The organism is Aeromicrobium sp. Leaf245, from assembly GCF_942548115.1.
Taxonomy (GTDB): Bacteria; Actinomycetota; Actinomycetes; order Propionibacteriales; family Nocardioidaceae; genus Aeromicrobium.
This window is the reverse complement of sequence record NZ_OW824151.1, coordinates 599,879-616,572: the sequence shown is the minus strand read 5'-3', so window position 1 is coordinate 616,572 and position 16,694 is coordinate 599,879. Positions and strand designations below refer to the sequence as shown.

15 protein-coding genes and 1 riboswitch are annotated in these 16,694 nt (G+C 72.8%); of the genes, 5 read left to right on the top strand and 10 right to left on the bottom strand.

Annotation, left to right across the window (positions count from 1 at the left end):
• From NBW76_RS03040 to NBW76_RS03015, 6 genes are all read right to left on the bottom strand, one after another.
• Positions 1-1,224: an acyl-CoA dehydrogenase family protein gene (locus NBW76_RS03040; RefSeq protein WP_055962772.1), complete on the bottom strand. Its 1,224-nt coding sequence runs from the start codon at positions 1,222-1,224 to the stop codon at positions 1-3.
• Position 1,225: 1 nt separating this feature from the next.
• Positions 1,226-1,684 carry a MaoC family dehydratase gene (locus NBW76_RS03035; protein WP_055962769.1) on the bottom strand — a complete coding sequence of 153 codons (459 nt, stop codon included), beginning with the start codon at positions 1,682-1,684 and terminating at the stop codon, positions 1,226-1,228.
• Between the two features lie 74 nt (positions 1,685-1,758).
• On the bottom strand, positions 1,759-2,487 hold the full coding sequence (locus NBW76_RS03030) for an energy-coupling factor transporter transmembrane protein EcfT (protein ID WP_056556628.1): 729 nt from the start codon (positions 2,485-2,487) through the stop codon (positions 1,759-1,761).
• On the bottom strand, positions 2,484-3,863 hold the full coding sequence (locus NBW76_RS03025) for an ATP-binding cassette domain-containing protein (protein WP_056556631.1): 1,380 nt from the start codon (positions 3,861-3,863) through the stop codon (positions 2,484-2,486). The genes NBW76_RS03030 and NBW76_RS03025 overlap by 4 nt, the downstream gene beginning before the upstream one ends.
• Before the next feature lie 59 nt (positions 3,864-3,922).
• The gene (locus tag NBW76_RS03020) at positions 3,923-4,558 is read right to left on the bottom strand and encodes an ECF transporter S component (protein ID WP_055962763.1); all 636 of its coding nucleotides are present in this window, start codon (positions 4,556-4,558) and stop codon (positions 3,923-3,925) included.
• Positions 4,548-4,658, bottom strand: a riboswitch (TPP riboswitch). (Overlaps the previous gene by 11 nt.)
• Before the next feature lie 58 nt (positions 4,659-4,716).
• Positions 4,717-5,124, bottom strand: coding sequence for an ankyrin repeat domain-containing protein (locus tag NBW76_RS03015; protein WP_056556634.1), 408 nt, complete (start codon positions 5,122-5,124; stop codon positions 4,717-4,719).
• Positions 5,125-5,178: 54 nt separating this feature from the next.
• On the opposite strand from NBW76_RS03015, the gene NBW76_RS03010 reads away from it, so the two are divergent.
• The 4 genes from NBW76_RS03010 (at position 5,179) to NBW76_RS02995 (ending at position 11,562) form a co-directional block, all read left to right on the top strand.
• Positions 5,179-5,847: a GPP34 family phosphoprotein gene (locus NBW76_RS03010; protein ID WP_056556639.1), complete on the top strand. Its 669-nt coding sequence runs from the start codon at positions 5,179-5,181 to the stop codon at positions 5,845-5,847.
• 60 nt (positions 5,848-5,907) lie between these two features.
• Positions 5,908-6,453 (top strand): NUDIX hydrolase family protein, encoded by a 546-nt coding sequence (locus tag NBW76_RS03005; protein ID WP_055962753.1) that lies wholly within the window; start codon positions 5,908-5,910, stop codon positions 6,451-6,453.
• A 42-nt stretch (positions 6,454-6,495) separates the two neighbouring features.
• Positions 6,496-7,653 (top strand): MFS transporter, encoded by a 1,158-nt coding sequence (locus NBW76_RS03000; RefSeq protein WP_235493067.1) that lies wholly within the window; start codon positions 6,496-6,498, stop codon positions 7,651-7,653.
• A 180-nt stretch (positions 7,654-7,833) separates the two neighbouring features.
• Positions 7,834-11,562: a heterodisulfide reductase-related iron-sulfur binding cluster gene (locus tag NBW76_RS02995; RefSeq protein WP_250246812.1), complete on the top strand. Its 3,729-nt coding sequence runs from the start codon at positions 7,834-7,836 to the stop codon at positions 11,560-11,562.
• Between the two features lie 270 nt (positions 11,563-11,832).
• On the opposite strand, the gene NBW76_RS02990 is transcribed toward NBW76_RS02995, so the two are convergent.
• Entirely contained in the window at positions 11,833-12,570 is a 738-nt protein-coding gene (locus NBW76_RS02990) for an MBL fold metallo-hydrolase (protein ID WP_056556644.1), read from the bottom strand.
• A 121-nt stretch (positions 12,571-12,691) separates the two neighbouring features.
• Here NBW76_RS02990 and NBW76_RS02985 point away from each other — a divergent pair, with 121 nt between their 5' ends.
• The gene (locus NBW76_RS02985) at positions 12,692-14,491 is read left to right on the top strand and encodes a CocE/NonD family hydrolase (protein ID WP_056556648.1); all 1,800 of its coding nucleotides are present in this window, start codon (positions 12,692-12,694) and stop codon (positions 14,489-14,491) included.
• 5 nt (positions 14,492-14,496) lie between these two features.
• Here the strand turns inward: NBW76_RS02985 and NBW76_RS02980 are convergent, their stop codons facing one another.
• From NBW76_RS02980 to NBW76_RS02970, 3 genes are all read right to left on the bottom strand, one after another.
• The gene (locus NBW76_RS02980; RefSeq protein WP_156364890.1) at positions 14,497-15,249 is read right to left on the bottom strand and encodes a hypothetical protein; all 753 of its coding nucleotides are present in this window, start codon (positions 15,247-15,249) and stop codon (positions 14,497-14,499) included.
• A gap of 31 nt (positions 15,250-15,280) precedes the next feature.
• The gene (locus NBW76_RS02975; RefSeq protein WP_056556655.1) at positions 15,281-15,637 is read right to left on the bottom strand and encodes a hypothetical protein; all 357 of its coding nucleotides are present in this window, start codon (positions 15,635-15,637) and stop codon (positions 15,281-15,283) included.
• Positions 15,638-15,803: 166 nt separating this feature from the next.
• Positions 15,804-16,694, bottom strand: coding sequence for a carbohydrate kinase family protein (locus NBW76_RS02970; protein ID WP_055962735.1), 891 nt, complete (start codon positions 16,692-16,694; stop codon positions 15,804-15,806).

The window sequence follows — 16,694 nt, the reverse complement described above, 5'->3', positions numbered from 1 at the left end:
TCATCGTGCCGCGTACTTCTTCAGCTCGGCGCGGGCGAGCGAGGCCTTGTGCACCTCGTCGGGTCCGTCGGCGAAGCGCAGGGTGCGGATCCCGGCGAACATCTCCGCGAGCGGGAAGTCCTGGCTCAGCCCACCGGCGCCGTGCACCTGGATGGCCTTGTCGAGGATCCACTCCACCGTCTGCGGGGTGGCGATCTTGATCGCCTGGATCTCCTTGTGGGCGCCGCGGTTGCCCACGGTGTCCATGAGCCAGGCGGTCTTGAGGGTCAGCAGACGCAGCTGCTCCAGCTTGACGCGCGACTCGGCGATCCAGTCCTGGACCACACCCTGCTGGGCGATCGGCTTGCCGAAGGTCGTGCGGCTGAGCGCACGCTCGCACATGAGCTCGACCGCACGCTCGGCCAGGCCGATCGAGCGCATGCAGTGGTGGATGCGGCCGGGCCCCAGGCGCGCCTGGGCGATGGCGAAGCCCTCGCCCTCGCCGCCGATGAGGTTCGTGGCGGGCACGCGGACGTCGGTGAACCTCAGCTCGGCGTGGCCGCCGTGGTCGCGGTCGTGGAAGCCGAACACGTGCATGCCGCGCACGACCTCGAGCCCGGGGGTGTCGCGAGGGACGAGGATCATCGACTGCTGGCGGTGGCGCTCGGCCGACGTGTCGGTCTTGCCCATGACGATGAAGACCTGGCAGTTCGGGTTCATCGCGCCGGTGATCCACCACTTGCGGCCGTTGATGACGTACTCGTCGCCGTCACGCACGATCGACAGCTCGATGTTGGTGGCGTCCGACGAGGCCACGTCGGGCTCGGTCATGGCGAACGCGGACCGGATCTCGCCGGCGAGCAGCGGCTTCAGCCACTGCTCCTTCTGCTCGGCGGTGCCGAACATCGTCAGCACCTCCATGTTGCCCGTGTCGGGCGCGGCGCAGTTGATGGCCGCCGGAGCCAGCTGGATGGACCGGCCGGTGATCTCCGCGAGCGGGGCGTACTGCAGGTTCGTCAGACCGCCCTCCTCCGGGTGGCCGGCGAGGAAGAAGTTCCACAGACCGCGCTCGCGCGCCTCGGCCTTGAGGCCGTCGAGCACGGCCGGCGGGTCCCAGCGGTCCTCGTCGTACAGGGCCTTGATCTGCTGCTCGGCCTCGTGCTCGGCGGGGTAGACCTTCTCGTCCATGAAGGTCTCGAGCTTCTGGATGAGCTCGGTGGTGGTCTCGTCGAAGGCGAAGTGCATCTCAGGCACCGGCCATCACGTAGATGACCTCGGCGATGCACACCGGCTTGTCGGAGCCCTCGCGCTCGACGACCACGTTGACGATGCCCTGGGTGCCGATCGGGATGTCGCGGGTCTCGACGAGGGTGGCGGTGGCCCGCAGCCGTGAGTCGACCGGGACCGGGGCGGGGAAGCGCACCTTGTTGGCGCCGTAGTTCATGCCGAACGCCAGGCCCTGGATCGAGTAGATCTGCTCGACGAAGACCGGCAGCAACGAGAGCGTGAGGTAGCCGTGCGCGATGGTGCCGCCGAACGGGCCCGATGCGGCACGCTCGGGGTCGACGTGGATCCACTGGTGGTCGCCGGTGGCGTCGGCGAACGTGTTGATCTGCTCCTGGGTGACGGTGACCCAGTCGCTGGTGCCGAGCTCCTCCCCAGCGGCTGCCTTGAAGGCGTCGAGACTGTCGAACACGCGGACCATGGGGGTACCTCCGGAAGTGACGTCGGGCTAAGCGCTTGCTTAGTTCGCACCCTAGTGCGTGACCCAGGTCCTGGCTAGACCGCCACCAGGAGCACCACCGGGACGGCCGCGAGCATGGCTCCCCCGACCGCGACGGCCACGTCGAGCCGGGTCCACGGCGCCGGCTCGGCCCACGACCGGCCGTGGGCCGACGCGAAGCCGCGCGCGTCCAGGGCGATGGACTGGCGCGACGCACCGCGCAACGAGGAGACGAGCAGGGCGAAGACCAGGCCGCCGCCGTATCGGGAGCGGGCGACCGGGCCACCGGCCGGTCCCGCGCCCCGGGCCCGGCGCGCTCGCACGAGCTGCTGCCAGGTGACCAGCAGACCGGCGGCCTGCTGCAGCGCCGACGTCACCGCCACCACGGGCCGCGCCGGCAGCCGGAGGTTCTGCGCCAGGTGGTCGCCGAGCCGGGCCGGGTCGACGAACACCGCCACCACGGCGCCCGGCCAGGCGAGCACCACGATGCGCAGGCCCGCGGTGAGGGCCAGCGTCTCGTCGTGCCCGCCGAGACGCCACGTGGAGTAGGCGACCGTGAGGCCCGCGAAGGCCGCGAGCGCCAGGCACAGCAGCGTGTACCGCACCGACGGGACCACCAGCAGGAGCACGACGGCGTAGACCGCCACGGTCACCAGGGCGATCGGCAGCGTCCGCACGGCGAGCGACCCGGGCACGGCAGCGACGCCCACCACGGCAAGCGCCAGCGGGTTCACGTGCAGCAGGAGCGACCGTCGACCGGTGGGAACGGTGTGCCGGGTCGTCATGCGAGCCGCCCTCCGTCGAGCCGGTGGACCCGGTCGGCGAGCGCCACGAGGTCGGCGTCGTGGCTGGCGGCTGCCGCGACGGCCCCGGCGTCCGCGGCGGCACGCCACCAGCCGGCCACGGTCGCCCAGGTGAGCCGGTCCTGGCCGACGGTCGGCTCGTCGAGCAGCACCGAGCCTGGCCGGTGCGCCAGCGCGGCGGCGAGGGCGAGCCGTCGCTGCTCACCACCGGAGAGCCGGTAGGGGTTCCGGTCCGCATGGGCACCGAGCCCGAGGTGCTCCAGCACGGCGTCGACGTCGACGGATCGGCCGAGACGACCCGCCGTGAAGGCGACCTCCTCGCGCACCGTGGTGGTGAGCAGGCCGTGCTCGGGGACCTGCGGCACCCAGCCCGAGACGGCGGCCAGTGCCGACGACCGCATCCGGTGCAGTGGCTCCCCCGCGCGCTCGACCGCTCCCGAGGTGGGGGCCTGCAGACCGGCGCACGCCGCGAGCAGCGTGGACTTGCCCGCCCCCGACGGACCGACGACGGCGTGCGCGGCGCCGTCGACCAGGCGCAGGCCGACGTCGTCGAGGGCGCGGGTGCGGGTGGTGCCGCGCCACGAGCGACGCACCAGCTCGACCGTGAGCCGCTCGACGTCGAGCGGCACCGCGTCGTCGTCCGGCGCCACCAGCCCCCGGTCCGGGAGCACCGGGACTGGAGCCGCGAGCCCGGGCATCCAGACCCCGACCGCGCCGAGGGACTCACGGTGCGCGGCCACGAAGGTGGTCGGATCCGTGTCGGCGAGCACGCCACCGTCACGGCCGAGGACGACCACCCGGTCCACGAGGTCGAGCCAGGGCCCGATGCGGTGCTCCACCACCACGAGCGTCGCACCCGTCGACGCCACGGCGTCGGTGACCGCCCGTCGGACCTCGGCGGCCGAGACCTCGTCGAGCATCGAGGTCGGCTCGTCGAGCAGCAGCAGACCGGGGCGCAGGGCGAGGGCGCCGGCCAGGGCCAGACGTTGGGTCTCTCCCCCGGAGAGCGCGTCGGTGGGGTGCTCACGACCGTAGGCCAGTCCGACCGCGTCGAGCGCCGCGTCGACCCGGCGCCACGTCTCGTCGTGGTCGAGACCGAGGTTCTCGGGCCCGAAGGCGACGTCGCGGCCCACGCGGGCCGACACCACGGCGTCGCCGGGCTGCTGCGTCACGAGCCCCCGCACGCCCTCGGCGCGGACCGATCCCGAGAGGTCCCCGGGCACGGACTCGCCCAGCGCACCGGCAAGCGCCAGCAGGAGGGTCGACTTCCCGGCGCCGCTCGGGCCCGCGAGCAGCACCCGCTGGCCCGCTGGGACGTGCAGGTCGAGGTCGGCCACGACGGGTCGGGCGTGACCCACCGGCCGCCACCCGAACCCGTCGAGGCGGACCTCGACGGGTCGGGTGGTGGTCAGGGCGGTCAGGCCTGCACGCCCTCTCCGGCGGCGTCGCGACCGGCGCCGAAGGAGTCGAGCGCCCCGGTGCCCGCGAGCGAGCGGACGAGCATCCAGCCGAGCAGACCGGCGACGACCGCTCCCGACACGGCGAAGAAGCCGAGGTGGGCGACCTTGTAGGCGAGGCCCCAGTCGACGTAGTAGAAGTTCCACTCGTAGACGGAGGCGAACACGGCCGACAGCACGCCCGCGAGGACGGCCACGCCGAGACCCCACCGGCGGTAGCGACCGAGGGCGAAGCCCAGCTCGGCGCCGGCGCCCTGCACGAGGCCCGAGAGCAGGACGGTGAAGCCCCACTCGGTGCCGCCGAGCACGAACATCGAGATCGCGGCGGCCACCACCTCGGTGCCGAACGCGGCACCCGGCCTGCGGATGACCAGCCCGCCGACGACCCCGGCGAGGAGCCAGCCGCCGCCGAGCAGCGCGCCGGCCGGCGGGTAGCCGATCGTCGCGGCCAGGTCGAGGAGGCCGTAGAGCTTCCCCCAGGCCCAGAAGATGACCCCGAACGCGACACCGAGCGACGCGATCGTGACGAGGTCGATGGTGCGATAGGACAGACGTGCCCGACCCTCGGTCGGTGTACGCGTGGATGCAGAACTCATCGTGACTCCCTTCGCCGGTGCTAACCGGAGCAGGTTCAAGGGTCTGCGGCTGATCCGCACTCTCAGCGCCCTCTGCGGCGGCGCTCCCCTGTCGTGGTGGTGCCAGCCTAGCCGCCCACGGGCCACCGCGCCCAGCCCGTCCGGGCCGCGAGCCGGGGTCAGGCCAGGAGGTCCTCGCGTCCGAACATCGCCGCGGTCTCGCGGGCCGTCGGGTGACCGGCGTCCGGGTCGGCGCCGGCCTCGAGCAGGACCCGCACCACCGCGTCCTCGCCCTTGAACACCGCACCGGCCAGCGGGCTCTGGCCGCGGTCGTTCAGCGCGTCGACGACGGCGCCGCGGGCGGTGAGCGCGGCCACCGTCACCGCATGCCCGTGGTAGGCCGCGAGCATGAGCAGCGTGTTGCCCGAGGCATCGGTGAGCTCGACCGGGACGCCCGCGTCGAGGTGCTGCACCAACCGCTCGGTGCGACCCTCGCGGGCGTCGTCCAGCAGGTCCTGCGCCAGCTCCACGGCCCGCGGGTCGAGGGCCGTGTGGTCAGGGGTGGTGGCGTCGTCCGACGGGTCCATCCCTCGACCGTAGGGCGGGGTGACGTCGGTCGCAGGTCGGCCTACGCTCGAGGCATGACCGTGGCTCGCGACCTCCTGCTCGTGGCGCTCGACCCGGAGTCGGGCAAGGTGCGGCTGCCGTCGATGGCCGCCGAGCCCGCGCTCGGTGGCGCGGCACTCATCGACCTCGTGCTGCTCGGTCGCCTCGAGCTCGTGGGCACGGGACGGAAGGCCCGCGTGGCCGTCGCCGACCGCACGCCCGTGGACGATCCCGACCTGCAGGCCGCCTTCGAGCGCGTCTGGCAGAAGGGCCACCAGGCGCCGAAGGCGATCGTGACCCGCCTGGGCAAGAAGCAGCGCAAGGCCGTGCTCGCGTCCCTGGAGGCCGACGGGCTCGTGCGGGACGAGCAGCGCCGCGTGCTGGGCATCCGGCTGGAGCGGTACGAGCTCGTCGACGTCGCACGACGCGACCAGCTCGTCGGCGCGATGCGGCAGGTGCTCCTGCACGACCAGCCGGCCGACCAGGTCACGGGTCCGCTCGTCGGCCTGCTCCTGGCCGCCGACCAGCTCGGGCTCGTGGTGGAGAAGCGGGAGAGGAAGGCCGCGAAGACGCGGGCCAAGGTCGTCGCCGACGGCGACTGGGCCAGCGAGGGCGTCCGCAAGGCGATCCAGGACGCCCAGGCCGCCATGACCGCCGCGATGACGGCCAGCATCGCGGCCTCCACCACCGCGTCGAGCTCCTGACGAGGGGCCGTCCCGCCGGGGCGGCACGGCTGACGCCCACGCGTGGGGGAGGATGAGGCCATGGCGTCCGTCCGCACCCCTGACCCCAATCCCGGCTGGCTCTCCGAGATCGCGCTCGACGAGACCCGCTCGCGCGTGCCGATCCTCTACGTCGAGGGGATCCCCGTCCGGGTGGACGCCCACGGCCAGGTCGAGCACCTGGGTCTGCTGCTGCGTGGTTCACCCACCACCGGGGCCATGACGCGCACCTTCGTCTCCGGACGCGTCACCCACGGCGAGTCGGTGCGCGACGCGCTGCTGCGCAACCTCGAGAAGGACCTCGGCCCCACCGCCTTCCCGCAGCTGTCGGCGTCGATCGTGCCGTTCACGGTGGCCGAGTACTTCCCGCTGCCGGGTGTCACGCCCCTGCACGACCCCCGCCAGCACGCGGTGGCGCTCGTGTACGTCGTGCCGGTCACGGGTGAGTGCAACCCGCGCCAGGACGCCCTCGAGCTCAGCTGGATGACGCCCGAGCAGGCCCTCGACCCGGCCGTCCTCGACGAGATGGAGGGCGGGCGCGGGATGCTCGTCCGGCAGGCCCTCGCCCACGTCGGCGCCCTGGCCTGACCCCCCTGCCGGCACCGGTCGGCGCGGGCGGACCATGGTCCGGTGACCACCCCGAACCGCTGGTTGATGCTCGCGGTCGGCATGCTCGCGCAGGCGTCGGGGACGGTGGCCGCGAACGCCGCCGTCTTCCTCATCCCCTACCTGCACCTCGAGCGGGGACTCCCCCTCCCGCAGGCCGGCGCGCTGGCGTCCGCCTCGCTGCTCGGCACCACCGTCTCGCTCGTGGCGTGGGGCGTCGTCGTCGACCGGTGGGGTGAGCGACTGACCCTCACGCTCGGTCTGGTGGTCACGACCGGCGGCACCGTCGCCGCCGCGTTCGTGGACGGCTACCCCGCCCTGGCGGCGTGCTGGTTCGTCGCCGGCGTGGGCGTGGCCAGCTCCAACGCCGCCAGCGGTCGACTCGTGGTGGGCTGGTTCCCGGCCGAGCGCCGCGGCACCGCCATGGGGGTGCGCCAGACCGCGCTCCCGCTCGGGGTCGGGGCCGCGGCGGTCTTCGTTCCGACGACGGTGCAGGCCACCGACCTGCGCACGACGCTGCTGTGCATCGCCGCTCTCAACGCGGTGGTCCTCGTGGCCTGCGCCCTGCTGGTGGTCGATCCACCACGAGGGTCCCGCGCCGACGCCGACGACGCAGGCGAGACGGGCAGCCCCTACCGGGGCGACGTCACGCTCGTGCGCATCCACGCCGCGTCGGCCCTGCTGGTCGTCCCGCAGTTCACCGTGTGGACCTACATGCTCGTCTGGCTCATCGACGAGCGCGGCTGGGCCGCCGGCGCAGCCGGTGTGCTCGTGGCGTCCACCCAGCTGCTCGGCTCTGCCGGCCGCATCGGGGTGGGCTGGTGGTCCGACCGGGTGGGCAGTCGCATGGGACCCATGCGGATCGTCGCGGTCGGGGCGGCGCTGACGATGCTGGCGCTCGGCGTGCTCGAGCCGACGCCCCTGGCCGTCGTTCTCATCGTCGTGGCCACGGTCGTGACCGTCGCCGACAACGGCCTGGCCTTCACCGCCGTGGCCGAGCGGGCCGGGCCGTGGTGGTCGGGCAAGGCGCTGGGCGTCCAGAACACCGGCCAGTACCTGGTCAGCGCGGCCGTCCCGCCGGTCGTCGGGCTCACCGTGGCCGGGCTGGGCTACGGGTGGGCGTTCGCGCTCGTGGCCCTCTTCCCACTCGTCGCGATCCCGCTCGTCCCGCGCGATCGATGACGAACGACTCACACCACGCCGACAGGACAAGGCGGCGCCGCCCGGGATAGCCTTTACCTACCCACCGGTAACCGACCGCTGACCTGCACGACCTTTGGGTGGCCTTACCCCGCGGACCCGCTCGCGAGGGGCTACTGTCAGCCCAACTGTCACGGTCGTCGCCCCAAGGATTGAGGCTCCATGCAGCTCGTCGCGATCATCGTCTCGTTGGCCGTCACGGCCATCACGATCCCCGTCACGGTCGTCGCCGTGCGCCGGATGACCGCCGTCATCCGTGCCGGTGGCCCGGCACCAGGCCGCACGGACGACCCCGCCGCGCGCACGGTGAACATGCTCAAGGAGACGTTCCTCCACACGCGCATGCTCCAGTGGAGCTGGATCGGTGCCCTGCACTGGTTCGTCTACCTCGCGTTCCTGGTGCTCGCGACGGCCGTCGCCCAGGCGTTCTTCCAGCTGTTCGACCCGGAGTTCGTCTGGCCGATCATCGGCCACTTCTTCCTCTACGAGTGGATCAGCGAGGCCATCGGCCTGCTCGGCGCGCTCGCGATCATCCCGCTGGCGGTCTACCGCCAGGTCAAGCACCCCAAGCGCCTCCAGCGCCAGAGCCGGTTCTTCGGCTCGCGGATGGGTCAGGCCTACTTCGTCGAGTTCATGGTGTTCCTCGAGAGCGCCGCGATCCTGTTCATCCGCGGCGCCGAGTACAACCTGCTGCAGGCCCGCGGCGGCGAGGACGCCGAGTACGCCACCGGCTTCCACTTCCCGATCGCCCAGTTCTTCGGCAACCTCTACCCGACCGGCGCCGAGAACATCGACACCCTCGAGAACATCATCGTCGTCATCGCGATGATCAAGGTGACCTCGGCGATGATCTGGCTGCTCGTCATCTCCACCAACCTGACGATGGGCATCGCCTGGCACCGCTTCACCGCCTGGCCGAACATCTGGTTCAAGCGCGAGTCCGACGGTGGCACGGCCCTCGGCGGCCTCGAGCCCATCCGCATCAACGGCAAGGCCCTCGACATGGAGGCCATGGAGGACCTCGAGGAGGAGGACTTCGAGAAGCTCGGCGTCGGCAAGGTCGAGGACTTCTCCTGGAAGGGCCTGCTCGACTTCACGACCTGCACCGAGTGCGGTCGCTGCCAGAGCCAGTGCCCCGCCTGGAACACCGAGAAGCCGCTCAGCCCCAAGCTCCTGGTCATGGGCCTGCGCGAGCACGCCTACGCCAAGATCCCCGCCCTGGCGATCCCCGAGGACGAGCGCACCGAGGAGCAGCAGAAGGAGGTCGAGCGTCCGCTCATCGGCGACGAGGAGATGTACGGCGTCATCGACCCCGACGTCCTGTGGTCGTGCACCAACTGCGGCGCGTGCGTGCAGCAGTGCCCCGTCGACATCGAGCACGTCGACCACATCGACGACATGCGCCGCTTCCAGGTGCTCGTGGAGTCCAACTTCCCCGCCGAGCTCAACAACATCTTCAAGGGCCTGGAGCGCAAGGGGAACCCGTGGGGCATGAACCCCAAGCACCGCATGGACTGGGCCAAGGACCTCGACTTCGAGGTCAAGCAGGTCGGCGTGGACGTGGAGAGCCTCGACGAGGTCGAGTGGCTGTTCTGGGTCGGCTGCGCCGGCGCCTTCGAGGACCGCGCCAAGAAGACCACGCAGGCCGTGGCCGAGCTGCTGAACACCGCCGGCGTCGACTTCGCCGTCCTCGGTGACGGCGAGACCTGCACCGGCGACCCCGCGCGTCGAGCCGGCAACGAGATCGTCTTCATGCAGCTGGCCATGGAGAACGCCGAGGTGCTCAAGGAGACCAAGGCCAAGAAGGTCGTCTCCACCTGCGCCCACTGCTTCAACTCGCTCAAGAACGAGTACGCCGAGTTCGGCGTCGAGCTCGAGGTCGTGCACCACACGCAGCTGCTCAACCGCCTCGTGCGCGAGGGCAGGTTGACGCCGGTGGCCGGCAAGGCCGGTGCCGCCGCGGCCGAGCCCGAGAAGACGATCACCTACCACGACCCCTGCTTCCTCGGCCGTCACAACCAGGTCTACGAGGCGCCGCGCGAGCTGCTCAGCGTCATCCCCGGCGCGAAGTTCGCCGAGATGCCGCGCAACTCCGAGCGCTCCTTCTGCTGCGGCGCCGGTGGCGCGCGCATGTGGATGGAGGAGAACCTCGGGTCGCGGATCAACGTGAACCGCACGCAGGAGGCCGTGGCCACCGGTGCCGACCAGATCGCCGTGGGCTGCCCGTTCTGCCGCGTCATGCTGTCGGACGGCCTGACCGCCCAGCAGGCGGCCGGCGAGGCCCGCGAGGAGGTCGAGGTCCTCGACGTCGCGCAGATGCTGCTCGCCGCCGTGAAGCGGGCTCCCGAGCCGACGGCCGAGGAGTCCGCCGACGTCGTCGACGAGGCCGAGGCGGCCACCGCCGCGGCCGCGGCGGCCGGGTCCTCCGACCAGGCCACGGACGCCGAGCCCGACGCGACCGACCAGGCCGACGACGCCTCGATCAGCGACACCGAAGACGCCGCGCCGGCCGCGGACGCCCACGAGGAGCCCGAGGGGACCGACGTCCCCGACGACGAGCCGCAGGACGAGCCCGCCACGACGTCGCGCGAGGAGGACGCCGAGGTCGCCGCCAAGCACAACATGGACGTCGACGACCAGGGTCGAGCCGCCGACACCTCCGGCGACGCCGGCCAGGCGCCCGGTGCGGACGAGGTCGAGGCGGACGAGGCCGAGGCGGACGACGCGAAGGCCTCGACCGAGAGCGACGAGTCCGGGGACGCGACGCCCGACGAGGCGCCCGCCGCCGAGACGTCGAAGGCCGACGAGACCGGCGCCGACGGTGACGAGGCCGAGACCGAGAAGGACGAGCCCGTCCAGGTCGACGCCCCGCCGCAGCCGGCCAAGCCCGCCACCGACGGCAAGGCCGAGGAGGGTGGGGACGAGCCGAAGGCCGAGTCCACCACCTCGTCCGACGGTGCCCCCGAGCCCGACCCGGAGCCCGAGCCCGGCGACACCACCGACCCCGAGGTCGAGACCGTCCCGAGCGATGGTGCTGGGGGCGACGACGAGGCCAGCCCGGCCACCGACGACGAGCCCGCACCCGCCGAGGACGAGCCCGTCGACGGCGGTGTGGTCGAGCAGGGGGCCCGCGAGGAGGAGGCCGACGCCGCAGGCGACGTCCAGGCCAAGGCCGACACCGACGGTGAGGAGTCCGAGACCGAGAAGGACGAGCCCGTCCAGGTCGACGCCCCGCCGCAGCCGGCCAAGCCCGCCACCGACGACAAGGCCGAGGAGGGTGGGGACGAGCCAAAGGCCGAGTCCACCACCTCCTCCGACGGTGCCCCCGAGCCCGACCCGGAGCCCGAGCCCGGCGACACCACCGACCCCGAGGTCGAGACCGTCCCGAGCGATGGTGCTGGGGGCGACGACGAGGCCAGCCCGGCCACCGACGACAAGGCCGAGGAGGGTGGGGACGAGCCAAAGGCCGAGTCCACCACCTCCTCCGACGGTGCCCCCGAGCCCGACCCGGAGCCCGAGCCCGGCGACACCACCGACCCCGAGGTCGAGACCGTCCCGAGCGATGGTGCTGGGGGCGACGACGAGGCCAGCCCGGCCACCGACGACGAGCCCGCACCCGCCGAGGACGAGCCCGTCGACGGCGGCGCGCGCGAGGAGGAGGCCGACGCCACCGACGTGGAGGCCAAGGCCGACACCGACGGAACCGGCGCGGCCAAGAACGAGGCACCGTCGGAGGTCGTCGCCGTCGAGGACGCGCCGAACGCCGACCCGGAGTCCGACGACGTCGCGCCGCTGAGCGACGCGAACCCGTCGGGCACGGACGTCTCGACCGCGGCCACCGACGCGGCCAAGGACGAGGAGCCCCAGGGCGAGGACGAGCCCAAGGCCTGACGCACGACCGATCCCAGCCGAGAGGGCGCCCGCACCACGCGGGCGCCCTCTCGTCGTCTTCGTCCCCGTGCCACGCCCCGACAGGCGCACGGGAGCCGTCGCACGGTGCCGGCCGCGGGAGGTAGGTGGCCCGCGCAACCCCGGCACCCCGAGGTAGGTGCCACGCGGATACGCGCCTCCTATCCGCGCGCCACCTACCTCTGACGAGTCGATTCCGCGCGCCACCTACCTCTGACGAGTCGATTCCGCGCGCCACCTACCTCTGACGAGTCAAGGCCGGGGGGAGAGGGCCTGGTCGACGGCGTCGCCCAGGGGGCCGCGCCAGGCCGGGCCATGACCGGGGGCGATGGTGTCGGCGTCGAGGGCGCGCAGCCGCTCCAGCGAGCGCTCCGCCTGCACGCCGTCGGCCGTGAAGAAGCCGGGCAGCTGCTGGGGGCCGCGCCGACGCGAGATCGCGTGGCCCGTCACCAGGGCGTCGCCGGTGACGAGCACGCCGGCCGCGGGGAACAGGTACGCCGCGTGTCCGCTGGTGTGGCCCGGCGTGTGCACCGGGACCGGGGCGCCCGGCACGTCGAGCGGCGCACCGTCGGTCCACGCGCGGGCGTGGGCGAAGGTCTGGTGCGACGTCGCGCCCAGCCGGGAGATCCGGGCAGCCCACAGCGCCGTCCGCGGGCGCCAGGCCCGACGCGCGACGTCGAGGGTGGTGGCCGACTCGACCCGCTCCCCCGTCGCGTTGGGCACCTCGTCGGCGTGCATCAGCACCGGCACCCCGTGGTGCTCCCACCAGCGCGCCACGCTGCCGACGTGGTCGACGTGCGCGTGCGTCACCAGCACGGCCGAGACGTCGCCGGGCACGAGACCGAGCTCCCGCACCGACGCGTCCAGCCGCTCTGCGTCCCCGGGATAGCCGGTGTCGACGACCGTCAGGGCGTCGCCGTCCTGCACCAGCACCCAGTTGACGTCCGTGCCGCCGGACAGGTGCACCCCGTCACCGATCTGCGTGAGCATGCGTCGACGCTACCCCCGCAGGCGTCAGCGTTGGCAGCCCCGAGTCGGGACCTTCGTCCCCGTGACCCACCTCACGGTTGCTCGTTGCAACCTGTACCCGCGTACCAGTCGAGGAGCCACCGTGCGTCGAGCCGTCCTGACCGCCCTGTCCGCCGTCCTCGTCCTGGCCGGGCTCGCCGCCGCACCCACCGCCACGGCTGCTGCCGCGCCGTACACCGTCACCTCGCTGTGGTTCCGCGTGACCGTCGGGGAGAAGAACGACCAGAAGTGCACCATCGTGGCCGACCAGTACCTGCCCCGCACGGCCACGGCGAGGAAGCCGGTGCCGGCCATCCTCACGACCAACGGCTTCGGCGGCTCCAAGGACGACCAGGCCGGTCTCGGACGCCTCTTCGCCTCCCGCGGCTACGCCGTCATCAGCTACTCCGGGCTCGGCTTCGGCGGCTCGGGCTGCCCGATCTCCCTCGACGACCCCGCGGTCGACGGCAAGGCCGCCAGCCAGATCATCGGCTACCTCGGCGGCGCCACCGGCACGGCCTACCTCGACGCCGGCCTCACGAAGAAGGCGCCCGCCCTGACGGTCGTGAAGCGCGACGCGAGGAACCAGCTCGGGACGGTCTCGCGGAACGACCCACGCGTGGGCATGGTCGGCATCTCCTACGGCGGTGGCATCCAGTTCGCCACCGCCGCCATCGACCCGCGCCTCGACACGATCGTCCCCGGCGCCACGTGGAACGACCTCAGCTACTCCCTCGCGCCCAACAACACCTCCCAGACCGGGGTCAGCTCGGCCACCCCCGGTGCCGCCAAGCTCGTCTGGGCGCTCGGCTTCGTCGGCAAGGGCGCTCTCGACGGCTTCACCGGAGCGCCGCAGGACCCCTCTCGCATCGCGGGCTGCCCGAACTTCGTGGCGTTCGTGTGCCCGGCCGTGGTCACCGCCGGCGTCACCGGGACGCTCGACCAGGGCACCGTGCAGGAGCTGCGCAGGCGCTCCGTGGCCAGCTACGTGAAGCAGGTGCGCATCCCCACCCTCCTGCTGCAGGGTCAGTCGGACACGCTGTTCAACCTCAACGAGGGCACCGCCACCTTCCAGGCGCTCCGGAAGCAGAAGGTGCCCACCAAGCTCGTGTGGATCAACGGTGGCCACTCCGGCCCCAACGCACCCGGCGAGATCGACTTCGACGCCCCGAGCATCTCCGGCCAGCACCTCACCGCGCGCCTCAGCGCCTGGTTCGACCACTACCTCAAGGGGCAGAAGACCGACACCGGGCCGCTGTTCTCCTACTTCCGCGACTGGGTCCCCTACACCGGCAACGCCCGTCCGGCGTACGCGACGAGCTCGACGTTCCCCATCGGCTCACGCACGCCGTTCTACCTCTCCGGCACGGCACTCACGCGCTCGAAGGGTGCCGTGGCGAAGGGGTCGCAGACCCTGCTCACGGGACCCGCCGGCGCACCCACCTCCCTCGGCACGATCGACGTCGTCGGCTCGCAGGTGCCGATCGCGCTGCCGGAGCTGGACCTGCCCGGGACGTCCGCGAGCTGGACCACCCCCGCCCTCACGGCACCGCTGACGGTCGTGGGCTCCCCCACGCTCGACCTGTCCGTCACCGCACCCACCGCGGCTCTCACACAGGCCCTCGACGCCGGCAAGGTCGTGGTCTTCGTGAAGGTCCTCGACGTGGGCCCCGACGGCAAGGGCACCGTCGTGCGCGACCTCGTCGCGCCGGTGCGGGTGCCCGACGCCGGGCAGCCGTTCACCGTGACCCTCCCCGGCATCGCGCACCGCTTCGAGAAGGGTCACGCCCTGCGCCTCGTGGTCGCCGGCGGTTCGGTCAACTACCGCGGCGGCCTCGTCTCGGCGCCGGTGACGATCACGACCGGATCGGCGAACCAGGTGCTCACGCTGCCGCTCGTCTGAGCAGGTCAGGCGCAGCCGACGGCACCGAGCGCGGCGAGTCCCACCCGGTCGCCCGGGCCCCACGCGTCCCGCGGGCTGCTCGGGTGCATGAGCTCTCCGAGGTCGTCGACGTGGTCGAGGCCGAGCACGTGGGCCAGCTCGTGCATGAGCACCCCGGTCGCGACGTCGCCACCGTTCCCGCGGCGCACCAGGTCGGGGGCGTCGAGCATGATCTCGCCGGTCACGTAGGTGCGGCGGTCGTCGCGCTCGACCCAGGTGCTGCCGCCGAGACCACCCACGCGACCCTCCAGCTCGGCGACCTCGTCGGCGTCGGTCCAGCTGATCTGCACCGGACGCCAACCCTCCCCGTCCTCGGGGTCGTCCTCATGCGCGAGCGGCGCGTCGGTGGTCGTGCCGACGACCCGCAGGTCGAGCCCGCTGGCGTCCTCCACCTCCGCCACGGCTCTCCGGAGCACCGCGTCGGCGTCGTCGGGGGCGCGTCGCTCGTTGACGACGATCCGCACGGGCGTGCACGGGTCGTAGGCCACCGGCGTCTCACCGTCGGCCTGCGTCTGCAGGAACGCGTACGACCCGCCCCCGGGAGCCGCGCGGGTCTCGCCGGACGTGGCGGAACCCCGGTCGGGGAAGACCGTGCCGGTGGACTCCGGGGCGATCACGATCCACGCCATGAGCACGCCGAGCATTCCCACCAGCACGCTCACCGCGAGGACGGCACGCGAGCGCGGGTCGCGCCGCCACGAGACGCCCTGTCCTGTCACCCGGACAGGATGACACCGCATGGCCCACGGGTCAGGGCGAGTGGTGGCGAGCGACGCTCAGCGGGACCAGCGGCACGCCGTCGGCGCCGGCGACGAAGGTGTAGCCGGAGGCCCCGGGGGAACGCTCGAGGATGCTGACGAACCAGTCACCGGGCCCCGGCGCCGCCACGGTCACCCGGTCCGGAGCAGCGTCGTGGTCGGCGTACGTGGTGACGACGCCGCCCCGGAAGTCGCGGGCGTCCTCGGGCGAGCGGTAGTAGGCCACCACGTACACGCGGTGACCGGTGGCGGCCACGTGCTCGGTCCCCTCGACGATCACCCGCCGCCGAACCGGCGCCGAGCGCGGTCCCCGGACGTGGCGGCGTCGAGCCGGCAGCGCGAGCGACATGATCCCCTCCCTCGTGAGGCCGATCCCTGGGCGGTCCCACGGATCGATGAAACCTCAACCACCCGCGTTCTGGCCAGCGATTCTCGAAGAACTGTCACGGAACCGCAATAAATGGCCCGATAGGACTACTGATTCCGCAACTTCCGGGCAAGTTCGCGCCGGATGCTCACCGCGGGGGTCGCGCGCCGAGCGCGGCGATGCACCGCTCCGCGGCCGACCGGCCGGCCTCCAGGGCCGGCACGGGGTCGTGCCGACGCACCCACACCGACAGGAACCCGGCCGCGAAGGCGTCGCCGGCTCCCGTCGTGTCCACGACCGACGTGCGGGGCGCGGTCAGCTGCTCGCGCACGGGTGCACCGTCGACGGAGCCGATGAAGGCCGCGCCCATCGAGCCGAGCGTCACCACCACCGCCCCGAAGCGACCCGCCAGGGCGTCGAGGTCGATCTGCGGCCCGCGCGCGTCGACGAGGACGCGCGCCTCGTCGATGTTGGGGAACGCGAGGTCGGCGCCGTCGACCCAGTCGAGGAACGTCGCCCCGCCGCACGCCCGCAGGAACGACACCGTGCTGGGGTCGATGCTGACCCCGGCGCCTCGTGCCCTCGCCTGCGCCACGAGCCCGAGGGCCATCGACCGGGTGCCCTCGTCGAAGAACGAGTAGCCGGTGAGGTGCAGCCAGGTCACGCCGTCCCAGGCCTCGGGCGGGACGTCGGCCGCCCCCAGCCGCGTGTTCGCACCCCTGTCGACGAACATCGTCCGCTCCCCGACCTCGTCGAGCTGCAGCAGGATGGTGGCGGTCGGCAGCTCGGGGTCGGCCGCCAGGCGGACGTCCACGCCGTGCGCCTGCAGGGCCGCCGCGTGGCGCTCGACCGCGTCGGCGCCGACCCGGCCCACGAACCGGGTCGGGACGCCGAGGCTGCCCAACCACGCCGCCACGTTGGCCGCCGAGCCACCGGGTGCCATCCGGATGGTCGCCGGCGTGTCGCTCGCCGGGGTGACCTCGGCGAGCGGCTGCACGCTGATGTCGTCGACCACGTCGCCGACGACCAGGATCGTCAT